Raw genomic sequence first — 15,069 nt, forward strand, 5'->3', positions numbered from 1 at the left:
GATAATAGAATATGCTCTCTTGTTTGTGGCATTGGACCATCTGCTGCTGATACTACTAAAATAGCTCCATCCATTTGAGCTGCTCCTGTTATCATGTTCTTTACGTAGTCAGCATGACCAGGACAGTCTACGTGAGCGTAGTGTCTATTTGGTGTCTCATACTCAACATGAGATGTTGAAATCGTAATTCCTCTTTCTCTTTCTTCTGGAGCCTTATCTATATTAGCAAACTCTACTGCTTCTCCAAGCTGATATTTTTTTTGTAATGTATAAGTGATTGCTGCAGTTAATGTTGTCTTACCATGGTCTACGTGACCTATTGTTCCTATGTTTACATGGGGCTTATTTCTTTCAAATTTTGCTTTTGACATCTTTCTTCCTCCTCTTTAAAAAACTTATCCAGGTCTATCAGTAAACTGACCCCGGTGTGTCTTGATTTATAAAATTTATTTTGGAGCCCATGAGCGGATTTGAACCGCCGATCTCCGCCTTACCAAGGCGACGCTCTAACCTGCTGAGCCACATGGGCATTTGCCTATAATATTTTACTACTTTTATTTATGTAAGTCAATATATTTTTTAACTTATGGTTTTCTAACTCCCTCTAAGCTCTAAAAATCTTTCAAGCTTTCTTTTAACTCTTTGAAGAGCATTGTCAATAGACTTCACATGCCTGTCCAAATCTTTAGCAATTTCTTGATAAGACTTTCCTTGAAGATAATACATTAAAACTTGTAATTCTAATTCACTGAGTATTTCTCCAATCTTTGCTTCTATATTAGTAACTTCTTCCCTTGATATAAGCAATTCCTCTGGATCTGATATCTTTTTCCCCGATAAAACATCTAATAATGTTCTATCAGATTCTTCATCATATATAGGCTTGTTAAGAGAAACATATGAATTAAGAGGTATATGCTTTTGCCTAGTGGCCGTCTTTATTGCTGTAATTATTTGTCTTGTTATACATAATTCAGCGAAAGCTCTGAAGGACGATATCTTATCGCATCTAAAATCCCTTATAGCCTTAAATAATCCAATCATACCTTCTTGAATAATATCTTCCCTATCAGCACCTATTAAAAAATATGACCTGGCTTTAGCTCTAACAAAATTTTTATATTTCTTTATTAAATACTCTTGAGCAGCAGGATCTCCTTCTCTAGCACTATCTACAATTTGTTCGTCAACTAATGCATCGTATATTTCTAAACCTTCTTTTTGCGCACTAACTCCCACAGAAACCTCCTCCTGACTCCTTAAGCTATGTCTTTGTTATTATGTAAATATTTTAAGGTTAAAAATTTGAATATAAAATATTTATTACATGATATAATTATATCTTAATTTATATAACACAGTCAAGCTCTAACCTTTGTCCTTTCTCCATTTTTCAAGTATTTCTAAAACTTTATCATCAATTCTATCTCCTAAAACCATTCTACTTTGAGTAGTTTTTCTTGCTCTTTTTTTAATTTTTGATCTCATTTGATTATATTCTATTTTGAGCTCACGTGGTAAAACTCTGATACCTCCACTACCTAAGACAATTTGCTGTTCAGCCCAATCCGATGTAACCACTTTAACTATATTTTTTTATCTTTTGCCAGTTGTTCTACTTTTTTCTCTATGTATGAATCAGCTGTCTGATTTTTTTTGGTGAATATTACATCAACACCCTTTATTCTATCTCTTTTAACTTTAGCTCCATCTACCCTATATGCGTCAAACACTACAATCACTTCTATATTAGTATAAAAGCGATATTCAACCATTTTATCCACAAGGACATCTCTTGCTTCTTCTAAACTTCTCTCACTAATTTCTTTTAGGTCAGGCCATGCATTAATTATATTGTAACCATCAATTATTAAGAATTCTTTCACATCAATAGTATCCTATCTAAATTCTCTCTGCCTTATAACTTCATACATTAAAACCGAAGCTGCAACTGAAGCATTTAATGAACTTAACTGACCCTTCATAGGAAGTTTTACTAAGAAATCACATTTTTCTTTAACCAATCTGCTAATACCCTTTCCTTCACTACCAATTACTAGAGCAACATTTCCAGATAAGTCACTTTCATAATGCACATTTTCTCCTTCCATATCAGCACCAATAACCCATATTCCTTGACCTTTCAAATAATCAATAGTTCTTGATAAATTAGTTACCTTTGAAACGGGAACATATTCAATTGCTCCAGCAGAAGTCTTTGCAACTACAGCAGTTAAGCCTACAGCCCTTCTTTTAGGTATTATTACTCCATGAACTCCGCAGGCATTGGCAGTTCTTATTATAGATCCGAGATTATGGGGATCATTTATTTCATCTAGTATTATTAAAAATATATCTTCATTTTTATTTCTTGCCGACTCAATTATATCCTCTATTTCATAATATTTATAAGCTGCCACAAAGGCAATTACTCCTTGGTGTGCCCTAGATTCAGATAACTGATTCAGTTTATTTCTATCAACATATTGTATAAGTATTTTCTTTTCTTTAGCAATAGATATAATCTTCTTTATTGATCCTTCTTTATTGCCTTTAGATACAAGTATTTTATCAATATCTCTTTCTGCCTTCAAAGCTTCTATAACTGGATTACGCCCCTCTATCATATTACTATCCATAAAAATCACCTCTTTACATCTTTTGACTTCTAATTTAATAGGAATTTAAGTAAAAAATTTAATTTATCCCATTACAGCATCCATCTCATTTTCTACTAAACACTTTATCTTCTCTATAGGGTAAGAAATGAAATAAATATTTTCTTATTTTTGCTCTATATTTACCCTTAATTTGAATTTCTTTATAATTGCTATTATTTCCATTTTTTATTTCAATTATCGATATTCCTTCATCATCTAATTTTTTAATACTTACAATCCTAAAGCTTGCCAATTTTTTATCCATTAAAAAACCTTTATATTTTTCATCAGCTAAGTTTTCTGCATACTCCTTAAATAGCTTTTCATCTTTCGTAACAGGATTATATTCATCAAGATAAAATGACTTAAAAGTTAAAGCTCCAATAAGTAATAATATGACAACCAAATAGCTTTTTTCCCTTTTATTCATGTTTATACCTCACAATTTCCATCTTTCTCAATTATCTTTATCGCATTGCTTATGATTTCTTCTATCCTTTCTGTTTTTCTAAGAAGGTATAAATATCCAAGCAAGCATTCAAATCCTGTGGCATATTTATAATCTGTAATACTAGCGTTTTTTGCTGTGCTGGCTGATTTCTGATTTCTTCCCTTTTTAACCATTTTCCATTCTTCTTCAGACAATTCACTTTCCAAGGCATGTACAATTTTAGCTTGAGCAGAAGCTTTAACAAATTCAGTTGAAATTTTGTGTAATTCATTAACCTTTAATTTATATTTGCAAACTATATAACTTCTAATATATATCTCATATAAAGCATCACCAATATATGCAAATACAAGAGGAGAAATAGTTTTTAGTTCTTCTTCATCAATTATTTCTAAATTTAATAGTTCTAAAAATCCCTTCATTACTTTTACCTGCTTTCTTTCCTTCAAATTATTTATTTACTTATATTTTCCTCCGGCAATCTGGGTTTAAATAGTACATTCTCCCAATTCTCTTTCATCATCTCTTCTATTAAAAAATTTATAAGAAATAATAAATATTATTATTCCAAAAATAAGCTGCAAAACACTAAATCCTGGTACTGTATTACCTGCTGCTTCAGCAGTATTCATAGAAGCAATAAACACTAAAAAATTATTGGCAAAATGCCAAAACATACATAATATTAATGAATCAGTTTTAATATATATAAAGCCTATAATTAAACCTATAAAAAATGCATTAACCCCTTGATGAATATTAGCATGTATTAAACCAAATATCAACCCTGAAACTATAATCCCTAAAAAAGAACTATATCTTTTAGACAATTGTTCTAAAATAATTCCTCTATATATAATTTCTTCAAATACTGGTGCAATAATACATAAACTAATAAAAGCCACAATAGGATTTATAAGAATATCATCAAAGGCCTCAATTAGCCACTGGCTGACCTCTATTTTTTCTATTAATATTCCAACAGAATTAGAAAATATTAATAAATAGGCTAATAGAAAAAGTAAAGCATATATATATTCTCTGATATTAGGCTTATATTTAAGCTTCAAGTTAAAACTTTCCTTCTTACGAATTCTTTTAATAAAGAAAAAAACTATTAAGATATTGATGAATATATCCCCAATTGTATATAGATATTCATTTATTTCACTTAATCCAATATTTGAAACTATCAAGCTGATAATACCTAAAGGAATAGATAGAATAAATTCAAGTAAAATAGTCAGAGCAGCCAATCCAAAGGCTCCAATTATTGATATTCCCTTTTTTTGCTCAGTTACTTCTTCCATTAAGTTGTCCTCCTACTATATTAAATGAAAATCTTTTTAAAGATTTGTTGACATAAATATATTTTACTATATAAACCATAATAATCCCATGATTTTTTCTCTATTTATAGATAAATAAATTAAAAGTTGAATTTATATATCAAAAAAATTTTTCCACTTTTTATCCTCCTAGTATACATTTAGGAAATGAATTATCATAAAAATTTTATCATATTTTTTCTAAAATTATCCAGTATTTATTATATCATTTCATATATTTTTATTCATTAAAGCTTTTTAATATAATACTTTTTTGTAGATATGAAATATTAAACTCCTTGATATGGGAACTAGCACAACGAGTTAAATTATTATCTTCTTTAGAAATGAAAAATTCAGGTATCATTGCTTGTTAAGTTATGATATCTGAACCCAGTATATTTAATAAAATATAGATAAACAGCAGCAAAAATTGATGCAAAAAATCCTATAATTATTATTATCAAATCAATTACTACATAAGATATACTTCGTAAGTTCCTTTACATATTTTTTAGAAAGGGGGTGCTTATTATTATTTTCCATAATTACATGCATGTCGTTCTCTTTTTTACTTATTTTCTTAATGCTTTCAGTATTTATAACACAGGATCTATGAATCTGATAAAATCTATTGTCTAACTTTTTACATATTTTTTTTAAGGTACCATAGAATTCAATTCTTGTATTCGCTGTGTATAGGATAAGCTTATGGGGTGCTGGAGCAGTTTCAATACAAATAATATCATCGAATGCTATATAAATAATATTAGAACCCACTTTTATTATTAGTTTTCTATTCTTAGTGTTTTCATTATATCTTTCTAACTCTTTTATGGCCACATCAAAAGCTTCATATAAGTTGCTTTTAATGTCATCAACATTTTTCACAATAAAATCTAAAACTTTAATTCTATATTTATATGCTATTAACGATAATTCTATATGACCTGTAACAAATATTATATATCCGTTAATATCGTGTTCTCTAATTTTTCTAGCTAATTGGAGACCATTGATGCTATCATTTAAATCAATATCTAAAATATAAATATTCTTACTAGCCCAGTTCATTTCTACATATTCTAAAACCTCATTATATAAAATAGTATTGACTGGTATATGAGCTTCCAATTTATTCATATCTATGTATTCATTAATAAAATCTTTGATGTTACTTCTAATTTTATTATCATCTTCGCAAATTATAAAATTTATCATATTATACACCTTCTTTAATATATGTAGATTTAGATTGTATTCTTATTTCAATAACAAAAGAAAATATACATCAAAAATATATTTTCGTCAATCAAATCATAACACCTCCATAACTTTACTTATATCTTATTTTTTTACATATATACATTTTCTTAATTTTTTGTTATTTTATAACTTACAGCTAATATACTTACTAATGTAACTAAGAATATAATTAAAACAGTACTACATATACAAATATCACTAAATCCTTCCTGCATTTGATATAACCAAATATCATATAACCTTTTAGCAACATCTATATAGCTTCTTAACGAAAAAAAATTTTCAGGAATAATGTATTTGGAAACTACAATTTTAGTTACAGTTTTCAAAATGATTAGCGCTGAAATTATGATGAAAACAATATTTTTAATAATATTTAGAATCAGAATTTTGTTTTTAATTAAGTAATGGTACCATTCAACACTTCTTTTTTGTACACAATACCCATCATTTAAATATCCAATGTTTTCCTTTAAAGAATAATAAATCCTTTTTATAAACTTTAATATTAAAAATATCAAGACAATAATGATTGCATTTAAAAAAGTATTAATATACCATGCATATAAAATTTTATGTCTAACATCTATTCTTTCTTCTCTAAGCCTTTCATCAATATTTTCCATAACCATATTGGGGTTCATTTTAATCTTACCCGTAAATCTTAATATTATTTTTTTCCAATTATGCTTATGTAATTTCTTTCTGTAGGAAATATAAATTGTTTTGCTATCTTTTACAACTCCTACTATTTCATACTTATCTCCTAATATGTTCATATACATTCCAACACTATTTTCAGTTTTAAAATACTTATCTGCAACTTTATCTCCTATAACTGCATATTTTTTTTTAGAATCATGTATTAATTCACCGTGAATTACATCAATATTCTTAAAAAATTCATCATACCCTGTAGTCATTATAAGAGAGTAATCTTTATGTGGCATTATATAATTTAAAGATGCTAATTCTATACATTCTTCTTTTGCTATTTTATTGAACTGCTCTAAGCTCATATCATTTAATAGGTGGTATTCTATCGCTCTGGGATTATATCTTTCAATTAAATAAATAGAGCAGAGAAAAAGTGCCAGGATCATTATAAATAATGCTAATACTCTTTTTAATCCCATAATGCCACCCTCTCACCATCTTTGATTCTAAAAGAAAGATTTTTAATGACTTTTGGTTCCTTAAAACCTTCAAGTCCAGAAACAGCAACTCTTTTATCACCTACATCCACTATATCAACTCTTGCTTCAGTTGAAATATATTCCTTGCCTAAGATGCCATCTCTCTCCTCTAATACGAATACTTTTCCAGTTCCTCCCGCTTTCAATTCTCCATAATCTGGTATGATTGAAGATTTTGAAATAGTATACTCATAATCATCACTTTTATTTGAAATTTTCCCTTTATACTTTTTGCCAAGAATTGGGTCAATATCAACATTTTCATTAAAGGTTCCTTCAATTTTTAATCTTCCATCTTCGATTACCGAATATATATTTGATATCCTTACATCTAAAAATTTTTGAGCACCTTCTAATTTGATCTTAAAGGTTTTATTTAACTTGACCATATCCATATTCTCTTCGTTAATATGTCCTACAAATATTACAGAACTGAATTTATCCACTTTGCCAATATTAACTGCTGGCTCATCTTCATCTAAGACTATATTGGCATTGCTTATATTAAGTATCACACCATTAATTTCAGAGTAATAAATTCCATCATTAGCTATACTAGAATAAAAAGCTGATTTGGATCTATATTCCTTAATTTTAGCTTCTAATCTTTCTATACTATTCTCCGCTTCTTTAATGTTAAAATATAGGTCTTCATTTTCTTCTCTAAGCTCATCTTCCTTATCCTTAAGTTCAAGCTCTAGCTGCTTTAACTCTCTTCTTTCTTTTTCCAGCTCCGATAATGAAACAGCTCCAAATTTATAAAGATTCTTGGTATCTTCTAAATCATCTTTTTTGTTTTTTACCTTTTCCTTAGAAATAATTAATGAGTTTTTGCTATTCATTGACAATTTTCTATTATATTTTACTAAATTTCTATTTTCTTTTCCCAATTCAATTTCAAGATTTTCTATTTCTTCATTTATATCAGAAATACCATACTGTTTATTTATCTTAAATACGGGATCTCCCTTCTTAATATTTTCTCCTACTTTTTTAAAGTATTCATCTATTATTATTTTTCCTCCTAGTCTTACCTTCAAGATTTCTCTTGGCTCAAGGTACCCATCAATTTCTAATACTGTTTCGAGTTTAGATTTAACTACCGCTTCGGTTGTAACCTTTGGTAAAAAGAAATTTACTATAGATTTTGAAAAAAAACCTATCACAAATATTAGTATAAAGAATTCTATAAGGACTTTTTTAAGTATACTTAAGGTCTTGCTATCTTGATTGGTAGTATCAATCATATTGCTTATTCCCTCCTACATTAAATCCTTCTCTTAAATATTTCTCGCATCTTAAAAATATGATTATAGCAGGAATCATATACAAAACTCCTCCACCGTAAAAAACACTAAAATCATCATAGTATATTGTTTCAAGAAATAGTGACAAAGGAAGCTTTTCAACAGAATCAATAAAAACTATTGCCTGTTCCAAAATATTCCAATTATCAATAAAAGTTAGAACTATTAGCGAAAGGATTGCTGGTCTTATAATTGGAATAATAATTGTAAAGAAAATCTTAAAATCACAAGCTCCATCAATTTTTGCAGCCTGGATTATTTCATCAGGTATCTCCCTTATAAATTGTTTTAAAAGAAATACTCCAAATGTATTAAAAATTCCAGGTAATATCAAAGCTAGATGAGTATCGATAAATTGAATCTTGAGCATCTTCTCTAATTTATCAAAAACCAAATAATTGGGTACAAGAGTTACCTGAAAAGGCAGAAGAAGAGCCATAACATATATGATAAATATTATATTTCTTCCAGGAAATCTCATCTTAGCAAAAGCATAGGCTGGTATTACTGAAAACACAAGTTGTCCACCAATAATAATACTAGTAATTTTAAGGGAATTTAAAAAGAATTTGAAATATTGGCCTTTAAATAAAGCAATTCTATAATACTGCTGAAGATTAAATGCTTCCGGAATAAGATGGACTCCATCACTGCTAAGCTGTCTTTCATCCATAAAGGAATTTGTAAAGACATATATTATTGGAATTAAATAGAGAAAAGCTATTATAATTATTAACACTAAAGCAACTTTTTTCATCTATTTATCACCACTTTTTTTGAGTATTTTCTATCTAATAAGAAGAAAAGTAGCACAAAACCAATTATAACTAACGAAAAAATGTAGGCTGCAGATGTTAAATGTTCATACTGAAGGTCTTTAAATTTGTTATTCATATAATGCTGAAGCATATATATTTCTGGATTTGGATAATTACCTTGAAGTATATAGACATCTTTAAATACTTTAAATGAATTTACTATAGAAAGAATAAGTACAAATACTGTAGCAGGAGTTATAAGAGGAATAATTATATATCTAAGTCTATGAATAAAATTAGCTCCATCTATTTTTGCAGCTTCCATTATTTCTTTATCTATTTGATCTAATCGTACAAGATAGATTATCAAATTATACCCAGTATTTTTCCATAAGTATATTAGTAAAACTACTGTCATCGCATATTTTGAATCTATAAGATTGAAGGCTCCTGTTCCAAAAACCTTTCTGAAAAATCCTGCCACTGTAGCGGAAGGTATAGCTATTGGAAGCATAATTGCCAGCTTAATATACTTAGGTGCATTTATTTCATTTATGATATAAGCTATTATAAATGAAATAACTACTATAAGAGGAATACCTATAATCATAAATGTAATATTGTTCCTTAATGCTAGAACAAAAGAAGGACTAGATAATATATCTATATAATTTTTAAATCCTACAAAAGTCGAATCAAAGCTGCTGAAACTAAAGGAATATCTTATTCCCCATATGAAAGGTATGAGATAGAAAATTAAAAATCCTAAAAAGCTTGGTAGTAAATAAAAATATCCTTTTATCTTTTGTAAATCTTTCAAAAGGATCACCTCCAAAAACTGCTTCTACATTTGTATGCTAATCTTTTTATAAAAGTCGATAATTTCTTATCCACTCAATAAATTCTATACAAAATCGAATATTCCTTTTTTTATATAAATCGTAAAATTATGTATGATTTTTCAGTTGATAAATTTTATTATCCAACACTTAAACTTACTCTCATATAAATAAAATTGACAGCATTATTATTTGCTGTCTAAATAACAATCAATTATTCGAGAAAATTGCATAATAAAGCTATTCATTCAAATATAAATTTAACTCATTTTTTAATTTTTTAAGTTTATTGTCTATCTCTTGATCAGAAAAATCTTCATCTGCAAAAACTATTTCTACTAGTATTTTTAAAAATCTTTGACTACAATAAACTTCAAATTCATTCCTATGTTTTAATCTTATATCTCCATCATTTATTTTATCTATTATAAAATTCCTATATTCCATACCTTTTTGAAATTCATCCTCTTCATTATTTTCTTGAGCAAATTTCAACAAATCATCGTTAATAGTTGTAACTACAGGAGCCATATGAGGATACTTCAAATAAGTTCTCCTATTTTCTCTTATAGTAAAATCCCTTTGTGCATCATCACTTATTAAATAATTAATAAATTTTACGCCTTCTTCAATATTTTTTCCCTTTCTGTTCACTAAAAACCCAGTATAATATACTGATGCTATATCAGGATAAGGATTTATAAGAATATCATTTGCTTCAATATTTTCTTTATGAAGAAAAGGCTTTATACTTAATGGATTTAAATAGGTCTGAAAATCATGAAACATATATTCAAAGTAAACTTTCTCTTTTTTTCTATTTAATTCTATAATTTTACTACGTTCTGGCGAATTTTCATTGAAGAATAAACTATACCAATCATCATAGGAATAGTTTTTATCCTGTACATATTTACTAGAAAATATTTTTTGCCTGGAATCCTTTAAAAATTCCCTTAGGGCTTCTATATTATATTTGATTTTCTTTTGTTCTAAGTCTACTTTTTTGTATGTATTCATCTTATATAAGAAGTCTAAACTCAATTCTAAAAAATCTACATACTCAGGATTTTTATTTAGCCATTCATTTTTAATTTTTATATAATCATCTATACTCCAATCATAATCTGGTTCTTGTACTCCTATTTCTTTTAATATTTCTCTTTTTAAAATACGAACATCATAATCACATAATGCAAAAGGAATCAAATACTCATCCTTAAGTCCCTTGATAATATTTTGTTGATTTGGTATTTTACCTTTTATATTAAAGGCTACTCCTTGTTCAATCAAGCTTTGTGCAGAATCAGACCAAGATGTTACCAATATCAGCGTAGGACCTCTATCTGTTAAAAGCTTTAAGTTTCTTTTTTTTATGTAATCATCATTGCCTTTCACATTAACTGTTTCTAAAGAAACCTTTGTACCCGTCTCTTGTGAAAATTTTCTAATATTCTCCTGTAATAATTTTTCAATTTCATCCTTAATAAATTCTTTTTCAAATTGTGGGATCAATATTGTTATCTCTTTTTCTTTGTTTTCATTGGTTAAACTCGCTTTATTGCTCTTCTTGCAGCCAAATAATCCAAATATCATAGTCAAGCTAATAATTACCAATAATATTTTTTTCAATTATAACACTCCTCAGCTTACTATCTTTTAATTCTATTATAAGCCATTCCAAATATTTGTTAATCATAGATGTAATAATATATAAAAAGTCTCTCTTATTCAAAGTTAAAAATGCCAGCAAATAGCAAAGATACCTATTTAATTTATACTTAATCCTTTCAGTGCAAACTTATGTTGTTAATATATATTAATCCCATCTAAGTCCAGATGCACAGGTTTGTGTACAAGTATCTGCACAAGCAGATGAACAATCTCCTTCGCATGAATGTGCGCAAGAGCCAGTACAAGTACCATAGCAATCACATATAGGGCTGTATCCTTGTACGTCTTCTCTATTTTTATAAATTTTCTTTGAAAATAAATGCTTCATTAAATACACCTCCAAAATTTGTCATTATTAAGTTGAATGCTATCTGCTGGCACAAAAACATTATGTACCATTGAAATAATACTATTTTGTTAAAGAAAAATAGAATTGTTGATATCATTTAATAAATACTTCATTTGTTTCAAAATTAATTGACCAACTCTTGCCTTTGATTGATTCCCAGTTATATTTTTTACTTTTTTGCTTCCACCACTCTTCATATAACCCCGTTGTTTTATTCATATCCCTTGAAATCTTATCATATAAAATATTTTTTAATTTTTCAGACATATCCGGATTATTCAATGTAATTGATAACTCCCTTAACCCTGACTTTCTTTCATATAAATTAAGTATTTCTCTTTTTTCATACTCACTTACATTACCAATTTTTTTGATCATTAATTATCCCCCTTATTGATTTACAATTTTATCCAACGGATCTAAATAATCGATCTTAGCCAATATGTTTTGGGAAGTAGTATATTTTCCTTTAATCAACTTTTTCTGTAGATACATAGCAATCTTTCTTTCCGTATGCCCTATAACACATTGAATTTTTGATGGTGTATTTATTTCATTTGTAAGTTTTTTATTTAAATATCTACACCTTCGACAATGATATGCATCACATATTGAACAAATAGGGGCTTTTTCCAACTTTAATAGTTCTTTATTTTTTATCTTAATACCATTTCTGATATCTCCTATACTATCATTCGGATTATCAAAATAAAATGCAGGACAAATATATATTTTCCCATTAGGTGCAAGGGCAAATGTAGTAATTCCACAATCGCAATTATACATACTTTCTAGATTCATAATATCTGTAAGTACATTTAACTCTATTGGGCTTCCTTGTTTATAAGTATCAAATATAAAATCTGCAACCATCTGCAGCTGATTTTCGTAAGCTTTAACTTCTTTAGTCTCCCATTTATCAATGTCTTTAAGTATTAGATTAATTCTTTGTTTATTAGGATATAACTCCTTAATAAAGGTAAAAAGGTTTTTAATATTTTTCTTAGAAACAAGCAGTATACAATTATCTAAATTTAAGGATCTTCCTGCAATATTATCATCATAGATAACAATATTATCATCTTGAATATTTTTTGCCTTACTATTCACCAACCTAATACCCTTACCTTCATCTACTCCTTCACTGCCTAGAAATACTGGAATAAAATTATTTTCCTTACAGAATTCCATACCTTTACTAAATACATTTCTACTCATTTTATTCTTTGTTCCCTGCCAGTTTATGTAATTACAATGTGGAGTTATATCGTCTGATAAAATAAAAAACAAAAACTTGTCTTTGACAATCTCTTGTTCAACATTCTGTATATCTCGTAATTTTCTTTGATTATCCCTTGGATTTTCTATACCAATTGTCTTAGAGAGTTTATCCCAAAAATACTCATTAGCTCGTACATTGGCCTTATGCATCTTACATACATAAGTTGCTCTGCTATATATAGTATCAGACTCTGACGCATCATAATTAAAGCCTGTACACCATGCACAACCAGCTGCCACATCACAGTTTATACACTCTGACTTACTTTGATTTGCTAGTGTCAATGCTTTAAATGGTCTAAGCTTATCTAGATTAATTCCCGCAACAACATTTCCAATACATACTCCTTCTTTATTGTTAAGGGTAAAATCTGTAAATCTAATACATGGAAATAAGTCACCTTTGTAATCAACAGCTATCATTTTACCTGCTCCACAGTAATTTCTACTCAAATTATCTTTCATTAATGGAAAACCAATTTTAGGGTCAAAAAATCTTACAGAATAGTTTTTCCATAATTCATTTTCAATAATGTAATCTCCCAAACTCTTTAATTGATTTTCAAATATTACGTCATCACCTTCATGCCACACATCTTCAAACACCACATTAGCTGAAACATAGTTTATTCCAATGTTCCATAAACTAATTATACTATCCTTAAGGTAAGGTAAATCTTCATGAGCAAATGTAGCTTTAGTATCAGTCCCTGGAAATTGGCTTTGCCATAGAGGAACTATTTTCATTACATCGTCATAGGAGCCTCTACCATCGGGTTTTATTCTTTGGAGATCGTGTTTCATTTTGTTTCCATCAATACTTACACTTATAGATAGATGGTTTTTATTCTTCTTAATAAAATTCTGTACCTTTTGTGTACCATATAACATTCCATTTGTTGTAAAGGATATTCTATAGCTATTAAACCACGGATGATCAAGTAAAAACATTTGCTGTTTTATATAATCACATACTTTATCAATCAAGTCTATTTCTAAAAAAGGTTCCCCACCTATAAAATCCCATACAACACTTTCTTCATTAAAAAGTTCTCTATTGGATAAAAAATAGTCAACTGCTTTTTTTGCTATATCAAAACTCATTTTATTACGGTTGTTTTTACCAGTCATATAACAATATTTACATGCTAAGTTACATTCTTCGGTAACACAAAAAGTAATGGATTTAGCACTATTTCCCCAAGCTCTAGGAAGCTTTCCCATCATTACCTTATTTGCTTGCATTATATATTCCTCCTTTTATCAGAACTTTCAATTTCTCTATAATATCATCATTTTTTATACTGCCTTGTTCATATTTTATCAAGGCAAGACACCCTGTGATATAGGCAGCGGAAATACTAGTTCCCTTTAATTGCTTTCTCTTGGATATATTTATTAAATTAAATTCATCTATGACCATAGATGGTGCGTAAAAAAATCCATTTTCATACTTAATACCTGCGTTAATATCGTTACTACTTGCTTTAACTCCTACAACTCCTTTTAAATAGGCGGGATATGACTTTAACCCATGGTTATTTGCGGAGCATACAATTATAATATTCTTTTTAATAGCCTTTCTAACTATCCTCTTCAGTTGAAATATGTACCTAGGACTTGTTGTGCCTAGACTTAGATGTATAATATCTGGACTATATAGTAGTATCTTTTTTAACGAATGTACCAATACTCTTCCATCAGAAACCAATCTCTCATTAAGTATATTAATGCTTATAAATTCTATATTCTTGCATATGGATGAGATTATCGAGGCAATTACTGTTCCGTGGGGGTGTAAAATTTTCTTGTCATTATCTTCAACAATATAGCCTTGCCTATCAATTATAAATTTTGTAGATAGCTTAACAGATTTATATAAATCCCCTATGGTTGTATCAATTCCACTATCAACTACAGCAACAGTAACGGGTTTTCTATGTAATTGTTTTTTTGTTAT

Annotated in this window: 18 protein-coding genes and 1 tRNA gene; all 19 read right to left on the reverse strand. The window is 28.3% G+C overall.

Features of this window, described 5'->3' with window-relative positions:
- A partial coding sequence (locus B5X81_RS22740; RefSeq protein WP_139380442.1) for a GTP-binding protein occupies window positions 1-371 on the reverse strand: 371 nt, incomplete at its 3' end.
- Between the two features lie 81 nt (window positions 372-452).
- Window positions 453-529, reverse strand: a tRNA-Thr gene (locus tag B5X81_RS22745).
- A 65-nt stretch (window positions 530-594) separates the two neighbouring features.
- The gene (sigH, locus tag B5X81_RS22750; RefSeq protein WP_079495212.1) at window positions 595-1,239 is read right to left on the reverse strand and encodes an RNA polymerase sporulation sigma factor SigH; all 645 of its coding nucleotides are present in this window, start codon (window positions 1,237-1,239) and stop codon (window positions 595-597) included.
- A gap of 129 nt (window positions 1,240-1,368) precedes the next feature.
- On the reverse strand, window positions 1,369-1,581 hold the full coding sequence (locus B5X81_RS28520; RefSeq protein ID WP_170917565.1) for an NYN domain-containing protein: 213 nt from the start codon (window positions 1,579-1,581) through the stop codon (window positions 1,369-1,371).
- Window positions 1,582-1,586: 5 nt separating this feature from the next.
- On the reverse strand, window positions 1,587-1,886 hold the full coding sequence (locus B5X81_RS28525; RefSeq protein WP_170917566.1) for a YacP-like NYN domain-containing protein: 300 nt from the start codon (window positions 1,884-1,886) through the stop codon (window positions 1,587-1,589).
- Between the two features lie 12 nt (window positions 1,887-1,898).
- Entirely contained in the window at window positions 1,899-2,639 is a 741-nt protein-coding gene (rlmB, locus tag B5X81_RS22765; protein ID WP_079495217.1) for a 23S rRNA (guanosine(2251)-2'-O)-methyltransferase RlmB, read from the reverse strand.
- A gap of 85 nt (window positions 2,640-2,724) precedes the next feature.
- A complete protein-coding gene (locus B5X81_RS22770) occupies window positions 2,725-3,090 on the reverse strand; it encodes a hypothetical protein (protein ID WP_079495218.1) in 366 nt (121 codons plus the stop codon).
- Between the two features lie 2 nt (window positions 3,091-3,092).
- Window positions 3,093-3,533, reverse strand: coding sequence for a Mini-ribonuclease 3 (locus B5X81_RS22775; RefSeq protein WP_079495357.1), 441 nt, complete (start codon window positions 3,531-3,533; stop codon window positions 3,093-3,095).
- Between the two features lie 66 nt (window positions 3,534-3,599).
- Window positions 3,600-4,421 carry a CPBP family intramembrane glutamic endopeptidase gene (locus B5X81_RS22780; RefSeq protein ID WP_079495220.1) on the reverse strand — a complete coding sequence of 274 codons (822 nt, stop codon included), beginning with the start codon at window positions 4,419-4,421 and terminating at the stop codon, window positions 3,600-3,602.
- A gap of 486 nt (window positions 4,422-4,907) precedes the next feature.
- A complete protein-coding gene (locus B5X81_RS22785; protein WP_079495222.1) occupies window positions 4,908-5,660 on the reverse strand; it encodes a LytR/AlgR family response regulator transcription factor in 753 nt (250 codons plus the stop codon).
- Between the two features lie 152 nt (window positions 5,661-5,812).
- On the reverse strand, window positions 5,813-6,841 hold the full coding sequence (locus tag B5X81_RS22790) for an ABC transporter permease (protein WP_079495223.1): 1,029 nt from the start codon (window positions 6,839-6,841) through the stop codon (window positions 5,813-5,815).
- Window positions 6,832-8,148 (reverse strand): HlyD family secretion protein, encoded by a 1,317-nt coding sequence (locus tag B5X81_RS22795; protein ID WP_079495225.1) that lies wholly within the window; start codon window positions 8,146-8,148, stop codon window positions 6,832-6,834. The genes B5X81_RS22790 and B5X81_RS22795 overlap by 10 nt, the downstream gene beginning before the upstream one ends.
- Window positions 8,141-8,965 (reverse strand): carbohydrate ABC transporter permease, encoded by an 825-nt coding sequence (locus tag B5X81_RS22800; RefSeq protein WP_079495226.1) that lies wholly within the window; start codon window positions 8,963-8,965, stop codon window positions 8,141-8,143. The genes B5X81_RS22795 and B5X81_RS22800 overlap by 8 nt, the downstream gene beginning before the upstream one ends.
- On the reverse strand, window positions 8,962-9,786 hold the full coding sequence (locus B5X81_RS22805) for a carbohydrate ABC transporter permease (protein WP_079495228.1): 825 nt from the start codon (window positions 9,784-9,786) through the stop codon (window positions 8,962-8,964). Before B5X81_RS22805 ends, B5X81_RS22800 begins: the two co-directional genes overlap by 4 nt.
- 259 nt (window positions 9,787-10,045) lie before the next feature.
- Window positions 10,046-11,437, reverse strand: coding sequence for an extracellular solute-binding protein (locus B5X81_RS22810; protein ID WP_079495229.1), 1,392 nt, complete (start codon window positions 11,435-11,437; stop codon window positions 10,046-10,048).
- A gap of 187 nt (window positions 11,438-11,624) precedes the next feature.
- The gene (locus B5X81_RS22815; RefSeq protein WP_079495231.1) at window positions 11,625-11,807 is read right to left on the reverse strand and encodes an AC3_0185 family rSAM-modified Cys-rich RiPP; all 183 of its coding nucleotides are present in this window, start codon (window positions 11,805-11,807) and stop codon (window positions 11,625-11,627) included.
- Between the two features lie 114 nt (window positions 11,808-11,921).
- Complete coding sequence (locus tag B5X81_RS22820; RefSeq protein ID WP_079495232.1) at window positions 11,922-12,206, reverse strand: CXXX repeat peptide modification system protein; 285 nt, start codon at window positions 12,204-12,206, stop codon at window positions 11,922-11,924.
- A gap of 12 nt (window positions 12,207-12,218) precedes the next feature.
- Complete coding sequence (locus B5X81_RS22825) at window positions 12,219-14,354, reverse strand: radical SAM peptide maturase, CXXX-repeat target family (RefSeq protein ID WP_079495234.1); 2,136 nt, start codon at window positions 14,352-14,354, stop codon at window positions 12,219-12,221.
- Window positions 14,341-15,069: a S8 family serine peptidase gene (locus B5X81_RS22830; protein WP_079495235.1), complete on the reverse strand. Its 729-nt coding sequence runs from the start codon at window positions 15,067-15,069 to the stop codon at window positions 14,341-14,343. The genes B5X81_RS22825 and B5X81_RS22830 overlap by 14 nt, the downstream gene beginning before the upstream one ends.

Source organism: Maledivibacter halophilus, from assembly GCF_900167445.1.
GTDB lineage: Bacteria > Bacillota > Clostridia > Peptostreptococcales > Caminicellaceae > Maledivibacter > Maledivibacter halophilus.

Bases quoted from the DNA above. Each gene is read 5' to 3' on its own strand.
- rlmB (WP_079495217.1), bottom strand. From the start codon at position 2,639: ATGGATAGTAATATGATAGAGGGGCGTAATCCAGTTATAGAAGCTTTG.
- B5X81_RS22770 (WP_079495218.1), bottom strand. From the start codon at position 3,090: ATGAATAAAAGGGAAAAAAGCTATTTGGTTGTCATATTATTACTTATT.
- B5X81_RS22775 (WP_079495357.1), bottom strand. From the start codon at position 3,533: ATGAAGGGATTTTTAGAACTATTAAATTTAGAAATAATTGATGAAGAA.
- B5X81_RS22780 (WP_079495220.1), bottom strand. From the start codon at position 4,421: ATGGAAGAAGTAACTGAGCAAAAAAAGGGAATATCAATAATTGGAGCC.
- B5X81_RS22785 (WP_079495222.1), bottom strand. From the start codon at position 5,660: ATGATAAATTTTATAATTTGCGAAGATGATAATAAAATTAGAAGTAAC.
- B5X81_RS22790 (WP_079495223.1), bottom strand. From the start codon at position 6,841: ATGGGATTAAAAAGAGTATTAGCATTATTTATAATGATCCTGGCACTT.
- B5X81_RS22795 (WP_079495225.1), bottom strand. From the start codon at position 8,148: ATGATTGATACTACCAATCAAGATAGCAAGACCTTAAGTATACTTAAA.
- B5X81_RS22800 (WP_079495226.1), bottom strand. From the start codon at position 8,965: ATGAAAAAAGTTGCTTTAGTGTTAATAATTATAATAGCTTTTCTCTAT.
- B5X81_RS22815 (WP_079495231.1), bottom strand. From the start codon at position 11,807: ATGAAGCATTTATTTTCAAAGAAAATTTATAAAAATAGAGAAGACGTA.
- B5X81_RS22820 (WP_079495232.1), bottom strand. From the start codon at position 12,206: ATGATCAAAAAAATTGGTAATGTAAGTGAGTATGAAAAAAGAGAAATA.
- B5X81_RS22825 (WP_079495234.1), bottom strand. From the start codon at position 14,354: ATGCAAGCAAATAAGGTAATGATGGGAAAGCTTCCTAGAGCTTGGGGA.